General features: G+C 66.4%; 18 protein-coding genes and 1 tRNA gene. 8 read left to right on the top strand and 11 right to left on the bottom strand.

The features are described 5' to 3' along the window. Position 1: 1 nt before the first annotated feature. The 3 genes from AC36XV_RS04630 to AC36XV_RS04620 all read right to left on the bottom strand — a co-directional run bounded on the left by AC36XV_RS04630 (position 2) and on the right by AC36XV_RS04620 (position 3,014). The gene (locus AC36XV_RS04630) at positions 2–859 is read right to left on the bottom strand and encodes a purine-nucleoside phosphorylase (protein ID WP_492202506.1); all 858 of its coding nucleotides are present in this window, start codon (positions 857–859) and stop codon (positions 2–4) included. After that, entirely contained in the window at positions 856–2,142 is a 1,287-nt protein-coding gene (locus AC36XV_RS04625) for a NupC/NupG family nucleoside CNT transporter (RefSeq protein WP_492202525.1), read from the bottom strand. Before AC36XV_RS04625 ends, AC36XV_RS04630 begins: the two co-directional genes overlap by 4 nt. 104 nt (positions 2,143–2,246) lie before the next feature. Then, positions 2,247–3,014: a rhomboid family intramembrane serine protease gene (locus AC36XV_RS04620; protein WP_492202505.1), complete on the bottom strand. Its 768-nt coding sequence runs from the start codon at positions 3,012–3,014 to the stop codon at positions 2,247–2,249. A gap of 329 nt (positions 3,015–3,343) precedes the next feature. On the opposite strand from AC36XV_RS04620, the gene dnaK reads away from it, so the two are divergent. The 8 genes from dnaK (at position 3,344) to AC36XV_RS04580 (ending at position 12,092) form a co-directional block, all read left to right on the top strand. Then, a complete protein-coding gene (gene dnaK / locus AC36XV_RS04615; RefSeq protein WP_492202504.1) occupies positions 3,344–5,287 on the top strand; it encodes a molecular chaperone DnaK in 1,944 nt (647 codons plus the stop codon). A 192-nt stretch (positions 5,288–5,479) separates the two neighbouring features. After that, entirely contained in the window at positions 5,480–7,060 is a 1,581-nt protein-coding gene (locus tag AC36XV_RS04610; protein WP_492202503.1) for a trypsin-like peptidase domain-containing protein, read from the top strand. A gap of 172 nt (positions 7,061–7,232) precedes the next feature. Continuing rightward, a tRNA-Leu gene (locus tag AC36XV_RS04605) sits at positions 7,233–7,316 on the top strand. 90 nt (positions 7,317–7,406) lie between these two features. Continuing rightward, positions 7,407–8,681: a trigger factor gene (gene tig / locus AC36XV_RS04600; RefSeq protein WP_492202502.1), complete on the top strand. Its 1,275-nt coding sequence runs from the start codon at positions 7,407–7,409 to the stop codon at positions 8,679–8,681. A 75-nt stretch (positions 8,682–8,756) separates the two neighbouring features. Next, the gene (clpP, locus tag AC36XV_RS04595; RefSeq protein WP_492202501.1) at positions 8,757–9,452 is read left to right on the top strand and encodes an ATP-dependent Clp endopeptidase proteolytic subunit ClpP; all 696 of its coding nucleotides are present in this window, start codon (positions 8,757–8,759) and stop codon (positions 9,450–9,452) included. A gap of 27 nt (positions 9,453–9,479) precedes the next feature. Then, on the top strand, positions 9,480–10,718 hold the full coding sequence (clpX, locus tag AC36XV_RS04590) for an ATP-dependent Clp protease ATP-binding subunit ClpX (RefSeq protein ID WP_492202500.1): 1,239 nt from the start codon (positions 9,480–9,482) through the stop codon (positions 10,716–10,718). 7 nt (positions 10,719–10,725) lie between these two features. Further along, positions 10,726–11,352, top strand: coding sequence for a ribosome biogenesis GTP-binding protein YihA/YsxC (yihA, locus tag AC36XV_RS04585; protein WP_492202499.1), 627 nt, complete (start codon positions 10,726–10,728; stop codon positions 11,350–11,352). Next, the gene (locus AC36XV_RS04580; RefSeq protein ID WP_492202498.1) at positions 11,349–12,092 is read left to right on the top strand and encodes a hypothetical protein; all 744 of its coding nucleotides are present in this window, start codon (positions 11,349–11,351) and stop codon (positions 12,090–12,092) included. Before yihA ends, AC36XV_RS04580 begins: the two co-directional genes overlap by 4 nt. A gap of 69 nt (positions 12,093–12,161) precedes the next feature. On the opposite strand, the gene AC36XV_RS04575 is transcribed toward AC36XV_RS04580, so the two are convergent. The 8 genes from AC36XV_RS04575 to topA all read right to left on the bottom strand — a co-directional run bounded on the left by AC36XV_RS04575 (position 12,162) and on the right by topA (position 22,379). Further along, positions 12,162–13,766 carry a sigma-54 interaction domain-containing protein gene (locus AC36XV_RS04575; protein ID WP_492202497.1) on the bottom strand — a complete coding sequence of 535 codons (1,605 nt, stop codon included), beginning with the start codon at positions 13,764–13,766 and terminating at the stop codon, positions 12,162–12,164. A gap of 12 nt (positions 13,767–13,778) precedes the next feature. Then, positions 13,779–14,279, bottom strand: coding sequence for a MogA/MoaB family molybdenum cofactor biosynthesis protein (locus tag AC36XV_RS04570; RefSeq protein ID WP_492202496.1), 501 nt, complete (start codon positions 14,277–14,279; stop codon positions 13,779–13,781). Continuing rightward, positions 14,276–15,379, bottom strand: coding sequence for a glycine cleavage system aminomethyltransferase GcvT (gene gcvT, locus AC36XV_RS04565; protein ID WP_492202495.1), 1,104 nt, complete (start codon positions 15,377–15,379; stop codon positions 14,276–14,278). Before gcvT ends, AC36XV_RS04570 begins: the two co-directional genes overlap by 4 nt. 69 nt (positions 15,380–15,448) lie before the next feature. Further along, on the bottom strand, positions 15,449–16,906 hold the full coding sequence (hslU, locus tag AC36XV_RS04560; protein ID WP_492202494.1) for an ATP-dependent protease ATPase subunit HslU: 1,458 nt from the start codon (positions 16,904–16,906) through the stop codon (positions 15,449–15,451). After that, positions 16,903–17,442, bottom strand: coding sequence for an ATP-dependent protease subunit HslV (gene hslV, locus AC36XV_RS04555; protein WP_492202493.1), 540 nt, complete (start codon positions 17,440–17,442; stop codon positions 16,903–16,905). The genes hslU and hslV overlap by 4 nt, the downstream gene beginning before the upstream one ends. 48 nt (positions 17,443–17,490) lie before the next feature. Further along, positions 17,491–18,420 carry a tyrosine recombinase XerC gene (locus AC36XV_RS04550; protein ID WP_492202492.1) on the bottom strand — a complete coding sequence of 310 codons (930 nt, stop codon included), beginning with the start codon at positions 18,418–18,420 and terminating at the stop codon, positions 17,491–17,493. After that, a complete protein-coding gene (trmFO, locus tag AC36XV_RS04545) occupies positions 18,417–19,763 on the bottom strand; it encodes a methylenetetrahydrofolate--tRNA-(uracil(54)-C(5))-methyltransferase (FADH(2)-oxidizing) TrmFO (RefSeq protein WP_492202491.1) in 1,347 nt (448 codons plus the stop codon). Before trmFO ends, AC36XV_RS04550 begins: the two co-directional genes overlap by 4 nt. 39 nt (positions 19,764–19,802) lie before the next feature. Continuing rightward, positions 19,803–22,379, bottom strand: coding sequence for a type I DNA topoisomerase (gene topA, locus AC36XV_RS04540; protein ID WP_492202490.1), 2,577 nt, complete (start codon positions 22,377–22,379; stop codon positions 19,803–19,805). Between the last annotated feature and the right edge of the window lie 6 nt (positions 22,380–22,385).

Genomic DNA, 22,385 nt, shown 5'->3' with positions numbered 1-22,385 from the left:
CCTACGGCTGCAGGTACGGACCGATCTGTCGCACCACGGCACGGACCAGGTCACGGAACCGGTCGCCGACCCGTTCGGTGGTTTCCATCACCTCGTCGTGCGACAGAGACTCCGCGCTGATCCCTGCCGCGAAATTGGTCAGGCAGCTGACTCCGAAGCACCGGACGCCGACCGCGCGGGCCACGATGACCTCCGGTACCGTGGACATCCCCACGGCATCCGCTCCGATCCGCTCGAGCATTCGGATCTCCGCCGGAGTTTCGTAGCTCGGCCCGAGAAGGCCTGCGTACACCCCCTCGCGCAACGGAATGCCCTGCGACAGCGCCATTTCTCGGACGAGCGATCGGAGAGCCGGATCGTAGGCGTCGCTCATGTCCGGAAAACGCTGGTCGCCATCCACCACCGGCCCGATCAGGGGGTTGCGACCCATGAGGTTGATGTGGTCCGAGATCAGCATCAGATCGCCCGGCCGGAAGCTCCGGTGGATCGCGCCCGCCGCGTTGCTCACGAAGAGGGCGCGTATCCCCATCGCCGCCAGCACCCGCACCGGAAACGTAGCCTTCTCCGGAGAGTGCCCCTCGTACAGGTGGGCCCGGCCCTGCAGCGCCACGGCCGGCACGCCTTCCAGACGACCCGATATCAGCATCCCCGAATGCCCGACCACACCGACCGGCGGCCAGTGCGGGAGATCGGAGTAGGGGACTCGGACGGCCTCCTCGAACGCGTCCCCCAGCCCCCCCAGGCCGGAGCCGAGGATCAGGCCGACGACGGGCTGGTGTCCTCCGTCGCGAGCACGGATGACCTCGGCGGCTTCGCGCACGGCCGTCGCCATGTCGAGCGATCCCCCGGCGCGGCTCATGCCAGGACCCCTGCGAGAGTGGCGGTCATCCATGTCGCCAGCGTTCCTCCCAGCATGGCCCGCAGGCCGAGTCGCGACAGGTCATGCCGTCGCTCCGGGGCGATGCCACCGATGCCGCCGATCTGAATCGCGATCGAAGAGAAGTTCGCGAAGCCGGTGAGTGCGTAGGTCGCGATGATCACCGACTTGGGAGACAGCTGCGATCCGGCGGCCATTCCATCGGCCAGCATCTGGAAGGCGACGAACTCGTTCGCCACCATCTTCACGCCGAACAGGGTGCCGATCTCCGCCGCATCGGACCAGGGAACGCCGATCAGCCACGCCACGGGGGCGAAGGCCTTTCCGAGGATCCACTCCAGGGTGACCCCCTCGATGTGCACGAGGCCCAGCGTCCAGCCGAGAAGCCCGTTAATCAGGGCGATCAGGGCCAGGAACGCGATCAGCATGGCTCCGACGTTGAGGGCGAGGCGCATGCCGTCGGCCGCTCCGCCCGCGGCCGCATCGATCACGTTCACCGAATCCTGTTCGATCTCGAAATCGAGCGTGTTCCGGGTCTCGGGCTCCTCGGTCTCGGGCATCAGCAGCTTGCTCACCACGATGCCCGCCGGGGCCGCCATGATGCTCGCGGCGAGCAGGTGTCCCGCGATGGAGGGGAAATACCCGGCGAGCATGGCCACGTATGCCGCCATCACACCCCCCGCCACGGTGGCGAACCCGCCTGTCATCACGGTATTGAGCTCGGACAGGGTCATGTTCTTCACGAACGGCTTCACCAGAAGCGGGGCCTCGGTCTGGCCGACGAAGATGTTGCCCGCGGCGGATGTGGTCTCGGCACCGCTCGTCTTCAGCGTGCGCTGCATCACCCAGGCGACACCCCGGACGACCCACTGCATCACTCCGAGGTAGTAGAGCACCGTCATGAGGGCGGAGAAGAATATGATCGTCGGCAGGACGGCGAAGGCGAAGTTCGATCCGATCTCGACGACCCCCTCTCCACCGGTGACGGGCGTGGCGTAGTCGACGAGAGAGCCGAATACGAAGCGCGCCCCGGCCAGCGTATAGCTGATCAGCGCGATGAAGACGTCGTTGACCACGCTGAAGAACCCCCGGCCCCACGTCGTCTTCAGCACCAGCAGAGCGAACAGAAGCTGGAGCCCCAGTCCCTTCACCACGAGGCTCCAGTCGATCGCGCGACGCCTCGGGGAACAGCGCCACAGAACCAGGAGGATCACGGCCAGGGCCAGGAGCCCCCGGAGCACCCGGATTCCGAACGGCTCGGCGATCGCGTCTGTCTGCACGAGTGTGGACCCCCCGGCCTGTTGAAAGGCCCAGGCCGCTCCGGGTGCGTGCAGAAGCCAGAGGGCCCCCAGTCCTGCGCCTCTCCATCTCACCATCGATCCCACCGCCCCAACTCCTCTCGGGTCAACGTGCGACCGGCCCTCTTGGCCTCGACCAGCTTCGGCCTCTCGAACACCTTCACCAGCACCACGCCGGCCACGAAGCCGCCGATGTGGGCCCAGAACGCCACCCCGCCCCCTTCGGCCCCCAGCGCGACGCTTCCCCCCGCCACCTGCAGGAAGAACCAGTAGGCCAGCAGGACCCAGGCCGGAAGGGCGACGACCTGGATGTAAATAACGAGGAAGATCAGCGTCTGCACGCGAACGCGCGGATACAGAACCATGTAGGCCCCCATGATTCCGCTGATCGCCCCCGACGCCCCCACCGTGGGGATCGTTCCGGACGGATCCGTGAGAATGTGGGCCATGGCCGCCACAACGCCCGTCAGGAGGTAGAAGATCAGGTAGCGTACGTGGCCCATCGAGTCCTCGATGTTGTTCCCGAAGACCCAGAGGAACCACAGGTTGCCGATCAGGTGCATCCAGCCGCCATGCATGAACATCGACGTCAGGAGGCTGCCGAGCCTCAAGCCGCCGACCCGGCACGAGGCGGCGGGCCCGAGCGCTACCTCCGTCCCGGCGGGAATCCGGCCCATCACCTCGCCGGGGATGGCTCCGTACTCGCACAGCGATTCGAGGAAGACCGATCCCGAGCCGGCGCCCTGGACGAACAGCCAGGCCGCGACGTTCAGGAAGATGATCAGGAACGTGACGAAGGGAACGAGCTCGGTGGGGTTCTCGTCGCGGAGCGGAAACATGGCCCCACGGTAGGCGGGACGTCCGGGGTGCGCAATGCGCCTGCCGCTCCCGTAGCCGTCCCCCCGAGACCGGGTCTCGCTGCCTTGCGCCAGGTTGGCAGCCTTCGATTCCCTGCCGTTCTGACACCCGGTTCACCCGGGCGTGTCAGAATGTCGTGAAAACGGGCTCCGAAACGGCCTTTCGCGGCCCGGAGAGCGGCACATCGCTTGCACCGCCCCATCCCGAGCTATGAAGGCGGCACCGGTCCAGAGTGAGACCGGGGCGGGAGTCCCGCCAGCGGTCCGCTGGCGGCGGCCACCGTCGGATCAGATCAGGAAAGGAACCTGGAATGGGCAAGGTAATTGGAATCGACCTGGGTACTACGAACTCCGTCGTTTCTGTGATGGAGGGCGGCGACCCGGTAGTGATCCCCAACGCCGAGGGAACGAGGACGACACCCTCGGTCGTGGCGTATACGAAGGACCACGAGCGACTGGTGGGACAGGTCGCGAAGCGTCAGGCGGTCACGAACCCGCGGAACACGATCTTCTCGATCAAGCGGTTCATGGGCCGGAAGTGCTCCGAGGTGGAGTCGGAGCGGAAGCTGGTGCCGTACGAGATCGAATGCGATGCGCAGGATCGAGTGCAGGTGAAGGTCCCGCACGCCGATGCGACCTTCACGCCGCCCGAGATCTCGGCGATGATCCTGCAGAAGATGAAGCAGACGGCGGAGGACTACCTCGGGACCGAGGTGACGCAGGCCGTGATCACGGTGCCCGCCTACTTCAACGACGCGCAGAGGCAGGCGACCAAGGACGCCGGAAAGGTCGCCGGGCTCGAAGTGTTGAGGATCATCAACGAGCCCACCGCGGCGGCTCTCGCTTACGGGCTCGACAAGAAGACCGAGGAGAAGATCGCCGTCTTCGACCTCGGCGGAGGGACGTACGACATCTCGATCCTGGAGCTCGGCGACGGGGTGTTCGAAGTCAAGGCGACCAACGGAGACACGCACCTGGGAGGCGACGACTTCGATCAGCGCGTGATCGACTGGCTGGTCGGTGAGTTCAAGAAGGACCAGGGCATCGATCTTTCCAAGGATCCGATGGCCCTGCAGCGCCTGAAGGAGGCGTCCGAGAAGGCGAAGTGCGAGCTGTCGAGCACGACGCAGACGGACATCAACCTTCCGTTCATTACCGCGGACCAGAGCGGACCGAAGCACCTCAACATGACGCTGACGAGGTCCAAGTTCGAGCAGCTGGTCGACGACCTGATCGCCCGCACGAAGGAGCCGATGAAGAAGGCGCTCGAGGACGCGGGTTTGCAGGCCTCGGACATCGACGAGGTGATCCTGGTCGGTGGATCCACCAGGATCCCGAAGATCCAGGACACGGTGAGAGAGTTCTTCGGCAAGGAGCCGCACAAGGGAGTCAACCCGGACGAGGTCGTCGGTATCGGGGCGGCCATCCAGGGCGGCGTGTTGGCCGGCGATGTCACCGACGTGCTGCTCCTGGACGTGACGCCGCTCTCTCTGGGGATCGAGACGCTCGGCGGGGTGATGACCACGCTCATTCCGCGGAACACGACGATTCCGACCAAGAAGAGCGAGATCTTCTCGACCGCCGAGGACAGCCAGCCCACCGTGGACATCCACGTGCTTCAGGGCGAGCGCCCGATGGCGATCGACAACAAGACGATCGGGCGGTTCCAGCTCACCGGAATCCCGCCGGCGCCGCGCGGCGTGCCGCAGATCGAGGTCACGTTCGACATCGATGCCAACGGGATCCTGCACGTGAGCGCGAAGGACCGGGCCACCGGCAAGGAGCAGAAGATCCGCATCGAGGCCTCGTCCGGTCTCTCGGATTCCGAGATCGACCGAATGGTCAAGGATGCCGAGGCGCATGCCTCGGAGGACAAGGGCCGGCGAGAGAAGGCGGAGGCGCACAACCGCCTCGACTCCCTGATCTACCAGACGGAGAAGAATCTGGAGGACTGGAAGGAGTCGGTGGACGAGGCGGACCGCACGGAGATCGAGGCCAAGCTCGAGAAGGGCCGGGAGGCTCTGAAGCAGGACGACACGAGCCAGATCACCGCAGCCACGGAGGAGATCCAGAAGGCCGTTCAGGAACTGGCCCAACAGATCTACTCGAAGGCCGGCATGGGGGATCAGGCCGGTCCGGCCCCGGATTTCGAGGAGGCGGCGAGCGAGGAGGAGGGAGCCGCACCCGGAGACGGCACCGAGGAGGAGGTCGTCGAGGCCGACTACGAGATCGTGGACGAGGCGGAGTCCAAGTAGTCTCCGCCGGACTCGAGGATGAGAGCGGCGCCCCTGCGTGGGCGCCGTTTCTCGTCCCGGCAGGCAACCCGCATGCCGGGCCAGCCGTCTGAACGGGGGGTCCGGGGTGGAACCGGGGCCCGTTCGGAATCATAGTAGGAGAGCGGACAAGAAGGGCGGCGACCGAGGAGCCGTCGCCAGACCAGAAGAAAGATGGGACTGACCATGAACGACGCACTCAGGACCAAGTTGAATCTCATACTCACGGCGGTCGTCGCCTTCGCGGTCGGCCTCGGCATCGCGGCCAGCCTGGATCTCACCCCGACGGGGATCGCCGGTCACCCGAACAACCCCCCGCTCGAGCTGACGGTGGTCGACCCCATTCCGGTGCAGGACGGGGTGCTCCCCCGTGCGGGGTTCTCGGAGATCGCGGAACGGGTCACCCCGGCCGTGGTCACGATCTTCGTCGAGCGGACGATCGAGGCGCATGCGCGTGGATCGCTGCCCCCGGCGTTCGAGGACTTCTTCCGCCAGCAGCCGCCTCAACGGGTGACGGGCAGCGGCTCCGGCTTCATCGTGAGCGACGACGGATACGTGGTGACCAACAACCACGTGATCGAAGACGCCGATCAGATCAACATTCAGCTCAGCGACCGCCGGGAGTTCTCGGCCGAGTTGATCGGCCGTGACCCGACGACGGACGTGGCGCTCCTCAAGCTCGTGGACGCGGACGGGCTCACTCCGGTGACGCTGGGTTCGAGCGACGCGACCCGGGTGGGCGAGTGGGTGCTGGCGATCGGCAGTCCGGGCTTCCGTGGCGTCGGTCAGGGACCGCTCACGACGACGGTCACGGCCGGCATCGTGAGCGCGAAGGGTCGCAGCATCAACATCATCGGGCGGGAGCAGATCGCGAACGGACAACCCAGCCTCGCCATCGAGGACTTCATTCAGACCGACGCGGCGATCAACCCGGGCAACTCCGGTGGACCGCTCGTGAACATCCGGGGAGAAGTGATCGGTGTGAACGCGGCCATCGCTTCCGAAACCGGCACGAATCAGGGGTACGGATTCGCCGTGCCGATCGATCTCGTACAGGAGGTGGTCGATGACCTCGTTCAGTATGGCGAGGTGCGTCGTGCCCTCCTCGGGGTCTCCATCCAGCCCGTCGACGACACGGACGCGCGGTACTACGGACTCGACCAGGTGGCGGGCGCCAAGGTGATGGGCGTCAACGAAGGGATGGCCGCGGACCAGGCCGGCATTCAGATCGGCGACGTGATCGTCGCCATCGAAGGCGAGACGGTCGAGTCCGTTCCCGATCTTCAGCGAAAGATCCGCTCACACGACCCGGGAGAGACGGTGGACGTCACGGTCGTCCGGGCCGACGACCTCAAGCCGGAGACGATCCCGGTCCTGCTGGCGGATGCGGGCGAGTTGAGTCGCGAGAGCCAGCCGCGAGTGGCCGAAGCGGAAAGCTCCGACCCGCTTGGAGTCGAGGTCGAGAACCTCACCGGAGAGATCCGCCGGGCACTGGATCTCCCGCGCAGTCTGGACGGCGTGGTCGTCGTGTCGGTCGACCCGAACGGTCTGTATTTCCGCCGTGTGGGCCGCAGCATCGGAACCGAGGGGCTTCGGGGCTCGGTGATCACCTCGATCGACCGTGAGCCGATCGGCGACCTGGACGACTACCGGGAGGCCGTGAATGCTTTCGAGCCGGGCGACGTGGTGGGACTCGACGTCTACAACCCGTTGACCGGTACCACCATGCCGGTGACGCTGGCCATCCCCAACTAGGCCCGGGCTGACCTTAGCGGCTCCGCGGCGGTACCGGCGCGGCGTCCTCTCGTGATCGGGAGGGCGCCGCCGCTTCATTCGGGCCCGCGTGCCGGACTCGACCCGTCCGGTTGGCCGCACCCCCACGCAGGGGTTAAAATGTCGGGCCGTGCGAAGCGCGGATCCGGCGGGCGCGAAAGTGGCGGAATCGGTAGACGCGCCAGCCTTAGGAGCTGGTGGCCCGAGGGCCGTGGGGGTTCGAGTCCCCCCTTTCGCATTCAGGACCCGCGATTCCCGGGGCCGGGTCGAAAGCGGCCCCGGGGCGAGGCGATTCACCACCTGAATTCACACCCATGAGGATTGGTTGATGTCGGCAGATACATCGATTCAGGCTGACGACCGGCAGCTCGACGTGGCGGTCGAAGTCGGCGACGGCTGGACGCGCAAGCTCACGATCACGCTCTCCCCGGAGAGGGTCGGTCGTGCCCGGGCGGCGGAAAGGAAGCGTCTCGCGAAGCGGGTCCGGATCAAGGGCTTCCGGCGTGGCAAGGTGCCGACGGACGTGATCGAGCAGCGCTATGGGGACTTCCTCGACGAGCACGTCCGCAGCGTACTCGTCGAGCAGGCCTACCGGGAGGCGGTGGACGAGACGGAGCTGCGCCCGGCCGGGGCGGCTCAGATCACGAACGTACGCTACGCGCCCGGCGAGAGACTGACCTTCCAGGCCGAGTTCGAGATCATGCCTGCCGTGGAGCTCGAGCGGACCGGCGGGTTCCGGATCGAGCGGGACGTCGCCCCGGTGACCGAGGAAGAGGTCGAAGAGATCCTCGAGCGCATACGATCGGAGCATGCGGACTGGAACGGCGTCGATCGTTCCCCCGAGGAGGGAGACCGGGTGTCCGTCGTGATCGAGCCGCTCGACAGCGCCGAGGCGGAGCCAACGGGAGAGGCCCGACCGTATCAGTTCGTGCTCGGCTCCGGACAGGCCCTCGACGATGTCGAGAGCGCCATTCGAAGCCTTGCACCGGGTGAGGAAGGCGCATTCGAAGTCACCTTCGAGGCAGAGACGGAGGGCGAAACGGGCGAGAAGCGACACCTGCACATCCGTCTGGACACGGTGGAGGAGCAGGTCCTGCCGGAGCTCGATGATGATCTGGCCGGCAAGGCGGGCGATTTCGAAGGGCTCGAGGCCCTTCGGTCGGCGGTTCGTGAGGACCTCGAGAGGCACCATGCGGAACAGGCCGAGGAGCGGCTGCGCGGACAGATCATGCAATCGGTGATCGACGCCAATCCCTTCGCCGTCCCTCGCGCCCTGGTGGAGCGGTATCTCGACGAAATGATCCGCGCGCCGGAGGGGGCCGATGTGGAGAAGGTGCGACAGGCCCGACGCGAACTGGAGCCGATGGCGGAAGCCCGCATCAAGGAGCAGTTGATCCTCGATCGGCTGATCGAGCGCGAAGAGCTCGAGGCCACGGACGCGGAAGTACGGGAAGAGATCGAGCGCATGGCGGAACGGCGCGGCATTTCGACCCAGGAGCTGCGACGACGTCTCGCCCGGGAAGGCCGGTTCGAGTCGATCGGCCGGAATCTTGCTGTGGAGAAGGCGTTCGAATACCTCAAGAAGGAATCCGGGATCGACTGACCCCGCAGGAACCATGGTCCGAGACCGGGTAGGATGAGCATACAACCACGCTGAGGGACGATAAGAAAGGGGACAATGCCAATCTACGCGCCGTACGTGATCGAGAGGTCGAGCCGGGGAGAGCGCAGCTACGACATCTTCTCGAGGCTGTTGATGGATCGCATCGTCTTCCTCGGAACCCCCATCAACGATGACGTGGCGAACGTGGTCATCGCGCAGCTCCTCTTCCTGCAGGCGGAGAACCCCGATCGCGACATCAACATCTACATCAACAGCCCCGGGGGAAGCGTGTACGCCGGGCTCGCCATCTACGACACCATCCAGTATCTCACGGCGCCGGTGGCCACGATCTGCATGGGGATGGCCGCTTCGATGGGCGCTTTCCTGCTGGCTGCCGGGACGAAGGGGAAGCGTTCCGCACTCCCGAACTCCAGGATCATGATTCACCAGCCGTCCGGCGGGTCACAGGGCACGGCGTCGGACATCGAGATCCAGGCGCGCGAGGTGCTCTTCGCGCGCGAGAGGCTTAACGAGCTGCTGGCCCACCACACGGGTCAGAGCATCGAGCGGATCGGCGAGGATGTGGATCGCGACCGATACATGTCGCCCTCGGAGGCCGTAGATTACGGGCTCATCGATCGCATCATCGAGCCGGGAGCCCGGCCCTCATCGTCGGAGGATGGGGAGAACGCGGGCGACGGGACGTCGGGAGAAGTGAAAGCGATGCCGAACGAGGACTCCGATCCGGAACCGGGTTCGGAGACCCGTTGAACGCGGACGTCGTCAGGAGATTCACGCATGGCCGGTGACAAGCACTTGCGCTGCTCGTTCTGCGGGAAATCGAAGGACAGCGTCAAGAAGTTCATCTCGGGGCCGAACGTCTACATCTGCAACGAGTGCATCTCGCTGTGCAACGAGATCCTCGCGGAAGAGGAAGATCGGGAGACCGCGAGTCAGATCGCGGAGGTCCTCACTCCGATCGAGATCAAGGACGTCCTCGATGAATACGTGATCGGTCAGGAAGTAGCCAAGAAGACGCTCGCCGTGGCCGTCTACAACCACTACAAGCGCATCAACAACCAGAGCGTGGTGGACGACGTCGAGATCGAGAAATCGAACATCCTCCTCCTCGGCCCCACCGGCGTCGGCAAGACCCTTCTCGCCCAGACGCTCGCTCGCATGCTGCAGGTTCCGTTCACGATCGCCGATGCGACCACGCTGACCGAGGCCGGATACGTCGGAGAGGACGTCGAGAACATCCTGGTGCGACTGCTGCAGGCCGGTGACTACAACGTCGCCGAGTGCGAGCGGGGCATCGTGTACGTGGACGAGATCGACAAGATCGCACGAAAGAGCGAGAACCCTTCGATCACCCGTGACGTGAGCGGAGAGGGAGTGCAGCAGGCGCTTCTGAAGATCCTCGAGGGAACGGTGGCCTCGGTTCCGCCGCAGGGGGGCCGGAAGCATCCGCAGCAGGAGTACATTCAGATCGACACCAGCAACATCCTGTTCATCTGCGGAGGCGCGTTCGACGGGCTGGAGGACATCATCCAGGATCGGCTCGGCAAGAGGCAGATCGGCTTCGACGACTCCGGCAAGCGTTCTCCGAAGGATGACGAGGACACGCTGGCACACGTGGAGCCGGAGGATCTGCTCCGATACGGCCTGATTCCGGAACTCGTCGGCCGCCTTCCGGTCATGGTCACCCTGCACGACCTGGACGAGGACGCGTTCGTGGAAATCCTCACCCGGCCGAAGAACGCGCTGGTCAAGCAGTACACGAAGATGTTCGAGCTCGAGGGCGTCGGTCTGACCTTCGATCCGAAGTCGCTGCGGGCCGCGGCCAAGAAGACGATCGAGCGCGGCACCGGGGCCAGGGGGCTGCGCGCCGTTCTCGAGCGCGTGATGACGGACATCATGTTCGACCTGCCCTCCCGCGAGGACGTTCGGGAAGTGGTGATCACCGAAGAGACGATCAACGAGGAGAAGGACCCTCTGCTCATCCTCGAGCCGGAACCGAAGCGGCGCGAGGCGTAGCGCGTCCGTGAGTTCGGACCGCACCGGATCGAGTCCGCCCCGCATTCACCGGGTGGAGTTTGCGGGCGCGATCGCCACCCCCGATCAGTCTCCACCCGGAGACCTTCCCCAGATTGCCGTCGCCGGGCGTTCGAACTGCGGCAAGTCCAGCTTGATCAACGCGGTGCTCGGACGAAAGAAGCTGGCCCGCGTATCGGGAACTCCCGGAAAGACCCGCGAGATCAACTTTTACGCGGTGAACGACCTCTTCTTCCTGGTCGATCTCCCGGGGTACGGGTACGCGCGAGCGCCTGAGGAGCTGCGGGACCGCTGGCCCCGCATCATCGACGCGTATCTGCAGGACAACCCTCGCCTTGCAGGGGTGGTGACACTCCTCGATGCTCGACGGGGTGTGTTGCCGATCGATCGTCGTCTGCTGTCGTTCCTGGCCGAAGCCGAAACGCCCGTTCTCTACGTGCTCACGAAGATCGACAAACTGAACCGGTCCGGCCGGCGCGCGGCGGTGGATTCCGTGCGTCGCGAACTGGAAGCGCCGGCGGACCAGGTTCTCGCTACCTCGTCGCGGACCCGGGAAGGACTCGAGTCCCTGGTCGAGAGCATCTTCGCCCTAGTGAATCCAGTGGAGGCAACGTGATCAGCAGGAGACCTTCGAACCCGGCCAACCCGGTGTCTCGCGCGGCCTCTGAGCCGGGCGACTTCGTTCGTCGCACGATGATGGGTTTCGCGGTGATCGTCGCGGCAGCGTGCGGAGGCGCCCCCGCCGGCGAATCTCCGGTCGGGGCGGAACGGGCGATGGCGCAGAACCCGGACGATGGGTGGAGCGAGTCTCTGGAAATCCCGGGAGCCCGACCGCTCCCTCCGGCCGGCTATGGCACCCTGTCACAGGACGACATCACGATCCAGTTGAAGGTTCCCGAGGGAAACCTGTTCATCAAGGCCACTCCGCTCACGGAGTGGGTCATCCGGATGACCGCGCCCGACACCTACCGCCGGCTCAACGGATACAAGGTCTCGCGTGGCGAGAGGATCCTGGACAGCGCTCGCAGGAATGGCGAGCGCGGGTGGCCGCTCGTGCTCTTCGTCACCTTCTACACCATCGCGGTGGAGAGCACGTACGATCCCTTCGATCTTCAGATCCGGGCCGCCAACGTCGTGTACCGGCCGTTCGACATCATCCCCGTCACCCCCGACTTCAATCGGGAACGAATCAGGCAGCAGGAGAGCCAGATCGCCCTCTACCTGTTCGACGGAGACATCGACCTGGATCTCCCGATCGATGTCGAATACAACCGGGTGACCAGCGGGCGGTGGTCGGGAATTCGCAGCCTTCTCGACCGGGAGCTCGCCAAGGTGATGGCGAGGGCGACCCCGTAACGGTGGGATTTCCGGTAGCCATACTCACGCGGGGGTAGCTGCGGGGGCAGGACCGATACGGAGGAAGCCTCAGACCTCGAGGTCGTACTGCCGCAGCTTGCGGTAGAGGGTCCGCTCGCCGATGCCCAGTCGCTCCGCCGCCTTGCGTCGATTGCCGTCCATCTCCTCCAGCGCGATGCGAATCGCCTCTCGCTCGACCTCGTCCATCGTCATGTCCGGGGTCACGCGGATGATGGGGACGTCCTCGGCCATCGGCTCAATCTCTTCGGCCGGGACGAGGTCCCCATCGCGCACGGTAATCTCGATCGGCGCGGCCGGCAGGTCCTCCAGGGGAAGACCCGAGACCAGCTCCCTGTGCCTCCCGCGATATCTCTCGAACTCCGCCCGCAGGTCCTCGAGGTCCATCTTCATCTCGACCAGCGTTCGGAAGATGAACTCCATCTGCGGAATGCGGGCGGCCACCGAGTCGCCGGCCCCGGCCTGGGACTCGATCTCGTAGGCGGAACTGAGCGCTCGCGTCGGCAGGAGCGAGCTCCCCCGTCCCGACCGGATCTCCGGTGGAATGTCCGCCGCCCGGATCACGGAGCCGGGGGCGAGCACCACCATGGACTCGACCAGGTTCCGGAGCTCCCGAACGTTGCCGGGCCAGTCGTACTCCAGGAGGATCCGCATCGCCTCCGGTGCGAGACCCTTGAACTCCCTGTCATGCGCTTCGCTCACGACCCGTATGAAGTGTCGGACCAGAATGGGGATGTCCGGCTTTCGGTCTCGAAGAGTCGGCAGCTCCAGGTGCAGCACGTTCAACCGGTAGTAGAGATCCCGGCGGAACCGGCCGCGGCTCACCGCCTGCCGAAGATCCTGATTGGTGGCCGCGATCACCCGGACATCCACCTGGATCTCCGTATCCCCTCCCACGCGCATGAACCGGCGTGTCTCGAGGACGCGGAGAAAACGGGTCTGCAGCGGCAGCGGCATCTCACCGATCTCATCCAGCAACAGCGTCCCGCCGTCGGCCAGCTCGAACATTCCCCGGCGTCTCGATGTGGCGCCGGTGAAGGCCCCTTTCTCGTGTCCGAACAGCTCGGACTCCAGAAGAGACTCCGGCACCGCGGCACAGTTCATCGCGATGAACGGGCGCGTGTGACGCGGCGACAGCGAGTGAATCGCTCGAGCCGCCAGTTCCTTCCCCGTACCGCTCTCTCCGGTGATCAGCACGGTGGAATTCACCGGAGCGATGAGGTGAATGCGGTCCAGGACCTCGCGGATCGCCTCGGTGCGTCCGACGATGCCGGTTTCCCTCTGCAGTCGGTAGCGATCGAGCTGGCTGCGGAGCGCGACCTGGACCTCGTCCGGGTCGGGGGGAGACGGAATTGCCTCATCGAGATCGAAGAGCTGGGCCGTTCGCCTCAGCTCTTCGGGATCGCTCTCCGGAACCACGGCGAGAAGAGGTGGCCGGGGGATCTCCCCCGAGAACACGCCCGTCACGTTGGCAGCCACGTCCTCATCCAGTCGACCGGTGAGCACGAGAGCCGGCTCCTCGATGCCGGGGCGGAGCCGGGACTCGACCTCCGAAATCGCCTCCACCATGATGACCTCGTGGCCATCGGCCTCGGCCGCCTCACGCACGGCGACCGCGGTCTCCAGGTCACCCATTTCGACAAAGACCTTCGCCACGACTATCTCCGCTCAGTCATGGGGTGCGTGTTCACCGCGAAGCAGCGCGATCGCGTGGTCTGCCAGCGGGGAAAGGACCTCGAGGCCGTCCGTTACCCCACCGGGACTGCCGGGTAGGTTCACCACGAGGGTGCGGCCGCGGATGCCCGCGAGACCGCGGCTCAGGGCCGCCCGGGGAGTGTTCTCCAGGCCGGCCAGCCGGATCGCCTCGGAGATGCCCGGGGCGAGTCGTTCCAGCACGCTTCGCGTTGCCTCGGGGGTCACGTCCCGCGGCGCGACTCCCGTTCCACCCGTCGTCACCAGCAGGTCGCACTCCGCCTCATCGCACATGCGAATCACGGCCGCGGCGATGTGGGCCGTATCGTCAGGCACCGTGGCGCGGGCCACCAGTTCGTAACCGCGGCCCTCACCCCACCGTTCGACCCGCTCGCCGGACTCATCCCGTCGCGTGCCCGCGACCACTCCATCCGACACGGTCAGCACACCGAGGCGCACCTTCGAGCTCGAGCTCACCGCTCCAGCGATCCGCCGTCGTAGAAGGGGAGACGCGTGATCTCACCGGGGACCTCACGATTCCGGATCGTGACCCGGACGGCCTCGCCGGGAACCGCTTCCGGGGGAAGATATGCCGTGCCGATCCCATACCCGAGGGTCGGGCTCATGGTGCCGCTGCGCACCGGCGCAGTGATCTCTCCCCACGTCACCTCGTATCCGGGACGTGGGAACCCTCGTTCGGTCAGCCTGAACCCCCTCAGCCTCCGACCCAGACCGGCCTCCTTCTGCGTTTGCAGGGCGCTCCGGCCCACGAAATCGTCCTTGTTCAACTTCACGAGCCACGACAGCCCCGCTTCCAGCGGAGACGTTCCCTCGTCGATGTCGTTTCCGTACAGGGCGTATCCCATCTCGAGACGAAGGGAATCCCGGGCGCCCAGACCGGCCGGAATCAGTCCGTGGCTCGCGCCGGCCGAGAGCAGCGCATCCCAGACGGATCGCGTGCTCTCGGGTGGCAGGTAGAGCTCGAACCCGGCCTCGCCGGTGTACCCCGTGCGGCTGATGATCCCCGGCACCCCGGCCACCCGACCGGGCTCGAACCAGTAGAAGCCGATGGAAGCGAGCTCGACGTCCACGAGAGGTTGAAGGATGGCCTCCGAGGCGGGTCCCTGAAGCGCGATCAACCCTACGTCATCGCTCTCGTCCGTGAGCTCCGCGTCGAAATCGCCCGCGTAGGAGCTCACGTGGGCCCAGTCCTTCTCGATGTTCGCACCGTTCACGACCAGCCGGAAGCGTTCCTCGTCGAGCCGGTAGACCAGGAGATCGTCCACGATGCCGCCATCGGGAAGACAGAACACGCTGTACTGGACCTGTCCGATGGCGAGAAGCGCCGGGTCGTTGGTCGTGAGGTGCGACACCAGGGCCAGCGCGCCCGGGCCTTCCACCAGGAACTCCCCCATGTGGGATACGTCGAACATGCCGGCCGTCGAACGCACGGCCTCGTGCTCCCGGGTGATCCCCGTCGGATACTGGATCGGCATTTCGAATCCGGCGAACGGGACCAGCTTGGCCCCGAGGGCCACGTGTGCCTCGTGGAGAGGCGTTCGCTTCAGAGTGCTCATGATGGGCTGCCTGGGTCCTTTCCATTCCGACGGCCGCAAATCAGGACGCCGGACCCGGTCGTGATCGAATCAGAGTATGTACCGCCGAAGGTCGTCGTCCTCGACGATCCGCGCCAGACGCTCGCGGACCGTCGGGCCGTCGATCTCGAAGCTCGACGGACCGTCTCCGTTCGGAAGGTCGAACATGATGTCTTCGAGCAGTGTGGTGAGCACCGTGTGAAGGCGGCGCGCCCCGATGTTCTCGAGGCTCTGGTTGACCTCCGCCGCGATGCGGGCGATCTCGTGGATGCCGTCTTCCGTGAAGCGGAGGTCGGCCCCTTCGGTCGCCACCAGGGCACGATACTGCGTGAGCAGAGCGTTCTTCGGCTCCAGGAGGATGCGGATGAACTCCTCACGCCCCAGGCTGTGGAGCTCCACCCGGATGGGAAACCGGCCCTGCAGCTCCGGAATCAGGTCCGAGGGGCGGGAGACGTGGAAGGCGCCCGCGGCGATGAACAGGATGTGCTCCGTTCCGACCATTCCGTACCGGGTCTGCACCGTGGACCCTTCCACGATGGGCAGGAGGTCCCGCTGGACGCCCTCGCGGGAGACATCCGGACCCTGGTCTCGACGGGCACCGGCGACCTTGTCCAGCTCGTCCAGAAAGATGATGCCCATGTTCTCGGCCCGCGCGACCGCCTCGTCCACCACCTCGTCCATGTCGATCAGCTTGTCCATCTCCTCGGAGAGGAGGATGCGCCGGGCCTCGGCGACGGTGACGACACGGCGACGCGTCCGCTTCGGGAGCATGTCCTGCAGCATCTCCCCAAGGTTGAAGTCCATCGACTCCATGCCCATCGTCCCGACATCGAGCGACGGAATCGAACTCTCCGAGACCTCGACCTCGACCTCCCGGTCCTCGAGCTTCTCGTCTCTCAGCAGGCCGCGCAGCTTCTCCCTGGTGCGACGGCGGCGGCCGTCGAGCGAGGCGTCCTCATCCTCTTCGAGCGCCGCCGCCCCGCCGGCACCGACCACGAAGGTGCGGGAAGATCCGTCCGGGTGGTGGGTGCCCTGCGAGCCGATCTCGGTCTCGGCGATGGGAGGAAGAAGCAGGTCGAGAAGCCGGTCCTCGACCCGGTCCGCGGCATGGTCCCGGACCTCCTCCTCCCTTTCGCTGCGGACCATGTTGACCGCGATGTCCACCAGGTCCCGGACCATGGACTCCACATCCCGCCCGACGTAGCCCACCTCCGTGAACTTCGAGGCCTCGACCTTGACGAAGGGGGCTCCCGCGAGCCGGGAGAGACGTCGGGCGATCTCCGTCTTCCCGACCCCCGTCGGCCCGATCATGATGATGTTGTTCGGGAGGATCTCGTCTCGCAGGTCGGGCTCCACGTTCTGCCGCCGCCAACGGTTCCGCAGCGCGATGGCGACCGCCTTCTTGGCTTCGTCCTGCCCGACGATGTACTTGTCCAGCTCCTCCACGACCCTCCTGGGCGTGAGCCATCCGAACCCGTCCGCACGATCCCGCTCGGCCGCGTCGCTCATCCGCCGAGCTCCAGGACCGTGATGTTCGAGTTCGTATAGACGCAGATGTCGGCCGCCACACCCAGGGCCTCCCGCACGATCGCCCGGGCCGGAAGGTCGGAGTGGGCCGCGAGGGCTCGGGCCGCGGCAAGGGCGTACGACCCGCCCGACCCGACGGCGAGGATACCGTCGTCCGGCTGGATGACCTCTCCCGTGCCGGACACCAGCAGACTGTGCTCCCGGTCGGCCACGATCATCATCGCCTCGAGGCGGCGTAGATACCGGTCGGAGCGCCAGTCCTTGGCGAGCTCCACGGCCGCCCGCATGAGATTGGCTGGATGCCTCTCCAGCTGGGCCTCGAACTTCTCGAACAGGGTCAGCGCATCGGCCACGCCGCCGGCGAATCCGGCGAGGATGTCGCCGCCCTTCATGCGGCGCACCTTGGTCGCGCCGGCCTTGACCACGGTATCCTGCATCGTGACCTGACCGTCGCCTCCGATCGCGACGTCGCCATCCCGCCGGACGCACAGTATGGTCGTTGCTCGAAGCGAGCTCACGGTCCGCTCCTCTCGCGGCGGGGTCACCGCCGTTCGTCCGTCTATCGTTCAGTCGGCTCGCGGGTGGGCCTGCTTGTAGGCCTTCACAAGCCGCTCCCTCGACGTATGAGTGTACACGCGGGTCGTGGAGAGGCTCGAGTGGCCGAGCAGCTCCTTCACCACGAGCAGGTCCGCTCCCTCGTCCAGCATGTGGGTGGCGAACGTGTGCCGCAGGGCGTGAACGGACAGCCCCTCCCCCGAAGCCACGCGCTCCAACCACGCGCCGATCGATCTCTGGGCCTGACGCCGCGACAGCCGGATCCCGCGGCGGGACACGAAGAGCGGCCGTCCCGCCCCTTCGAGCTGTCGATTCGACACTTCGGATCGCCGCTCAAGATACGCTTCCAGCGCCTCGCGGGCGCGCCGTCCGAGCGGAACGATTCTCTCCTTGCCGCCTTTTCCCACGACCTTCACCTGCTCGCGGTCCAGGTCCACGTCCCGGTCGTCCAGACCCAGCAACTCTGCCAGCCGCAACCCGCACGAGTACGCGAGCTCGATCAGGGCCCGGTCGCGCACGGCCAGTGGACGGTCCGCGGTGGCGTATTCCTCGAGCAGGACGAACAGGGTGTCGGCCTGGCTGCGGGTCAGATACCCCGGAAGCTCGTTTCCCTTCCGGGGCGTCCGGACCAGCCGGGCGGGGTTGTGGGATACGGCCGAGGTACGGTGTAGAAACCGATAGAACGCCCGCACGGCGGACAGCTTGCGGGCGACGGTCGATCGCGCCAGGCCCCGAGCACCGAGAGCCCCGAGCCACGAGCGGATATCCAGGCGGTCGACATCGTCCCAGCTCCAGTCGGCAAGGTCCACGTGTTCGGTCAGGAACGACTGGAAATCCGCGAGATCGCGCCGGTATGCCTCCACCGTGTTCGGAGACAGTCCTCGCTCGCTTTCTGCGTAGACGAGGTAGTCCTCCAGGGCCGAGCTCCGTCCGGCGCTCACGACGTTGCCCCGGCCGGGGTGCCTCCCGGCCACGCGTGTTCGGCCGCCCACGCCTCGATCGCCTCCAGGGCTCGCCGGGAATGAGCCCTGCGCCTCGCCTTCCGACCCCCGCGGACTCGCTCCTCGAGCGGATCGAGCAGACCGAAGTTGGCGTTCATCGGCTGGAAGTGCTCCGGCTCCGCCTCCCGGAGATAGCGGCACAGCCCTCCGAGCATGGTCGTCCCGGGCGGAAGCACGGGATCGAGGCCACGCTGCATCCGGTCCAGGTTGAGGGCCGCCATAAGACCGCTGGCGATCGATTCCGTGTATCCTTCCACTCCGGTGAGCTGGCCGGCGAATACGATCTCGGGATCGTCCGGGAGCCCACCGTGCGGAGTGAGCGCGCGAGGAAAGCACAGGTACGAATTGCGGTGAATGGAGCCGTAGCGCAGGAACTCGGCATTCTCGAGGCCCGGGATCATGCGAAACACGCGCTCCTGCTCCCCTCGTCTCAGTCGCGTCTGAAAGCCGACCAGGTTCCACATCAGCCCCCGACGGTCCTCGGCTCGCAGCTGGGCGACTGCGTGCTGCCGGCGGCCGGTCTCCGGGTGGTGCAGGCCGACCGGTCGCATCGGCCCGAAGCGAAGGGTGTCCCTGCCCCGATGCGCCATCACCTCGATCGGCAGGCACCCCTCGAAATACGGAACGTTCTCCCAGTCATGCCCCGCGTGAACATCCGCCTCGAGCAGGGCGTCGATGAACGCCTCGTAGGTCTCCTCGTCGAGGGGACAGTTCAGGTAGGCGGCCTCTCCCTTTCCCCACCGGGACCCCAGCCACGCGACGCTCTCATCGATCGATTCCCGCGAGAAGATCGGCGCGATCGCATCGAAGAAGGAGAGGCTCTCGGATCCGAGGCGCTCGCGGACCGATGCCGACAGGGCGTCCGACGTGAGCGGGCCCGTCGCGATGATGACGGGCGATGCCGGCACGAGATCGACCTCCTCCCGCAGAATGCGGATCCGAGGTTCCGACTCGAGACGCCGGGTCACGGCATCGGCAAACAGCCGTCGATCGACGGCCAGAGCGCTTCCCGCTTCGACCCTGCACTCGCGCGCCACGTCCAGGAGACGGCAGCCCAATCGCTGCATCTCGGCCTTGAGCAGGCCGTGCGGCGTGTCGAGGTCCTCGGACTTGAACGAGTTGGTGCAGACGATCTCGGCCAGGCGGTCCGTCTGGTGAGCCGGCGTCGGGCGCTCGGGCCGCATCTCGTACAGGTCCACGGAGTAGCCGAGATCCGCCAGCCGCCACGCCGCTTCCGAACCGGCGAGACCTCCCCCCACGACGGTGACCCGACGACCTGTCATCTCCATCCAGCCATCGATGGACCTGTCGATCTCAACGCCCTATTTCTTCCCGCGACGCTTGCTCCGGCGCCGTCCGCCGCGGGCGGCCCGGGCGGCCAGCAGATCCATCGCCTGTTCGAGCGTCACCTCATCGGGTGACACTCCCTTCGGAAGGGACGCGTTCACCTTTCCGTGCTTCACGTACGGCCCGTAGCGTCCGTCCAGCACGTTTACGGGCTTGCCATCCTCGGGGTGCGGCCCGAGCTCCCGAAGGGGTTTCGCCGCACCGCGCCGGCGCCCGCCCTTGGGTTGCGCCAGCAGCTCCAGCGCCCGGTCCAGCTCGACGGTGTAAACGTCGTCGGATTTCGCCAGAGACCGGAAGTCTCCCTCGTGTACGACGTAAGGCCCGTATCGGCCGATCCCGGCCCGAACGGGCTTGCCGTCCTCGGGGTGCGGGCCGAGATCGCGGGGCAGCGACAGGAGACGGAGCGCCTGTGCGAGCGTCACATCGCCCGTATCCACGCCCTTCGGCAGGGAGGCGCGCTTCGGCTTCTCCCCTCCCTCTTCCTGCTCCCCCAACTGGACGAAAGGCCCGTAGCGGCCGGTGCGGACGTACACGGGGAGCCCCGTCGCGGGGTCTTCGCCGATCGGATGTTCGGCGCGCTCCCGGTCCGCGATGAGCTCGGCCGCCTTTCCAGGCGTGAGGTCGGCGGGAGCCACGTCCTCCGGGATCGAGACCCGGATCGGATCCCCCTCGCCCTCGGCCTCCAGGAACGGCCCGAACCGACCGATTCGGAGCTCCCCTTCGAGGTCGTCGAAATCGCCGAGCGTCGAGGCTTGCCGTGGATCGATCTCGGATTCCCTCTTCTCGAGACGACCTTCGAACCCGTTTCCTCCGCGATAGAAGTCGTCCAGGAACTCGCGCCAGTCGACCTCACCATCCGCGATCGCATCGAGCCCCTTCTCCATCTCGGACGTGAAGCCCGGGTCCACCAGGTCTTCGAAGTGGGCCTCGAGAAGGCCGGTGACCGCGAACGCGATGAAGGTCGGCACGAGCTGCTTCTCCCGATCCGCCACGTATCCGCGCTGGCGGATCGTATCCACGATGGTCGCGTACGTCGACGGCCTGCCGATTCCCTCGTCCTCGAGAGCCTTGACGAGGGCCGCCTCCGTGTAGCGGGCCGGCGGCCGGGTCTCGTGCGAGTCCGGACGAAGTTCGAGGGTCTCCACCCGGTCGCCCGCCTGGAGCGGAGGAAGAAGTACCTCCCGGTCCTCGAGAGCCGCCTCCGGATCGTCGCTTCCCTCCACGTAGGCGCGCAGGAAGCCGGCAAACTCGAGCGTGTTGCCCCGTGCTCGGAACTCGACCCCGTCTCCGAGGATCGAAGCCGACACCCGGAGCTGCCTCGCCTCCGCCATCTGCGTGGCCACGGTCCGTTTCCAGATCAAGTCGTACAATCGGGCATCCACCCCGTGCAGGCGGAGCTCCTCGGCCGTCTTCATTGCGGTTCCCGCGGGCCGGATCGCCTCGTGTGCCTCCTGGGCCCCCTTCGCCTTGGTCTTGTAGTTACGCGGGGACTCGCTGAGATACTCCTCCCCGTACAACGACTCGACCTTCCGACGGGCCGCCCCCAGCGCCTGCCCGGACAGGTGCACCGAGTCCGTGCGCATGTAGGTGATGTGCCCGGCTTCGTAGAGACGCTGCGCCACCTGCATCGTCTGCCGCACGCTCAGGTTGAGCTTTCGGTTCGCCTCCTGCTGCAGCGTAGAGGTCGTGAACGGCGGTGAGGGATGTCGGCGTACGGGCTTCTTCTCGACGTCGGCGACCTGGAAATCGACTCCATCCAGCCGGGTGCGGAGAGCCTCGGTCTCGGGCTCGGTCAATACCACGACGGCCTCGGGGTCCTGCGGCTTCCCGGTGGCGGGATCGAAGTCCGAGCCCCGCACGGCGCGCACCCCATCCACCTGGGCGAGCTGCGCCTCGAATGCCTGTCCGTCCCGGGAGAACGTGGCCACCAGGTCCCACCAGGCGCCACTTCGGAATCTCCGTCGCTCCCGTTCGCGGTCCACCACCAGCCGGACGGCAACGGACTGCACGCGACCGGCGGACAGCGGAGTGCGACTGATCGGATCGACGGGGGAGATCTTCTTCCACAGGAGCGGTGACAGCCCGTAGCCTACCAGGCGGTCGAGGATGCGCCGCGCCTGCTGCGCGTCCACCTGGTTCAGATCGAGATCGCCGGGTTGTTCGACGGCCTCCCGCACGGCCCGGGCGGTGATTTCGTTGAAGCGGACGCGCCGGAAGCGGCGGCCATCGTCCTCGTCGTATCCGAGCTTCCTGGCGATGTGGTATCCGATCGCTTCGCCCTCCCGGTCGGGGTCGGTGGCGATCAGGATGTCGTCGACCGTTCGCGCCTGTTTCTTGAGCTGGTCGAGCAGCTTGCCCTTGCCCCTGACGGTGACGAACTCCGGCTCGTAGCCGTTGTCCACGTCTACGGAGAGGCCCTTCTTCGGCAGGTCCACGACGTGGCCCACCGAGGCCTCGACGACGTAGTCGTCTCCGAGATACTGACTCAGGAGCCGCGCCTTCTTCGGCGACTCGACGATGACCAGGTGTCTGGCGTTCTTCGTGCTCGACATCGATGT

The organism is Candidatus Benthicola sp., from assembly GCF_058719085.1.
Note: the sequence above shows the minus strand (reverse complement) of the source record. Positions and strands in the feature narration are given on the sequence as shown.

Bases quoted from the DNA above. Each gene is read 5' to 3' on its own strand.
- AC36XV_RS04630 (WP_492202506.1), bottom strand. From the start codon at position 859: ATGAGCCGCGCCGGGGGATCGCTCGACATGGCGACGGCCGTGCGCGAA.
- AC36XV_RS04620 (WP_492202505.1), bottom strand. From the start codon at position 3,014: ATGTTTCCGCTCCGCGACGAGAACCCCACCGAGCTCGTTCCCTTCGTC.
- dnaK (WP_492202504.1), top strand. From the start codon at position 3,344: ATGGGCAAGGTAATTGGAATCGACCTGGGTACTACGAACTCCGTCGTT.
- AC36XV_RS04610 (WP_492202503.1), top strand. From the start codon at position 5,480: ATGGGACTGACCATGAACGACGCACTCAGGACCAAGTTGAATCTCATA.
- tig (WP_492202502.1), top strand. From the start codon at position 7,407: ATGTCGGCAGATACATCGATTCAGGCTGACGACCGGCAGCTCGACGTG.
- clpP (WP_492202501.1), top strand. From the start codon at position 8,757: ATGCCAATCTACGCGCCGTACGTGATCGAGAGGTCGAGCCGGGGAGAG.
- clpX (WP_492202500.1), top strand. From the start codon at position 9,480: ATGGCCGGTGACAAGCACTTGCGCTGCTCGTTCTGCGGGAAATCGAAG.
- gcvT (WP_492202495.1), bottom strand. From the start codon at position 15,379: ATGAGCACTCTGAAGCGAACGCCTCTCCACGAGGCACACGTGGCCCTC.
- hslU (WP_492202494.1), bottom strand. From the start codon at position 16,906: ATGAGCGACGCGGCCGAGCGGGATCGTGCGGACGGGTTCGGATGGCTC.
- trmFO (WP_492202491.1), bottom strand. From the start codon at position 19,763: ATGACAGGTCGTCGGGTCACCGTCGTGGGGGGAGGTCTCGCCGGTTCG.
- topA (WP_492202490.1), bottom strand. From the start codon at position 22,379: ATGTCGAGCACGAAGAACGCCAGACACCTGGTCATCGTCGAGTCGCCG.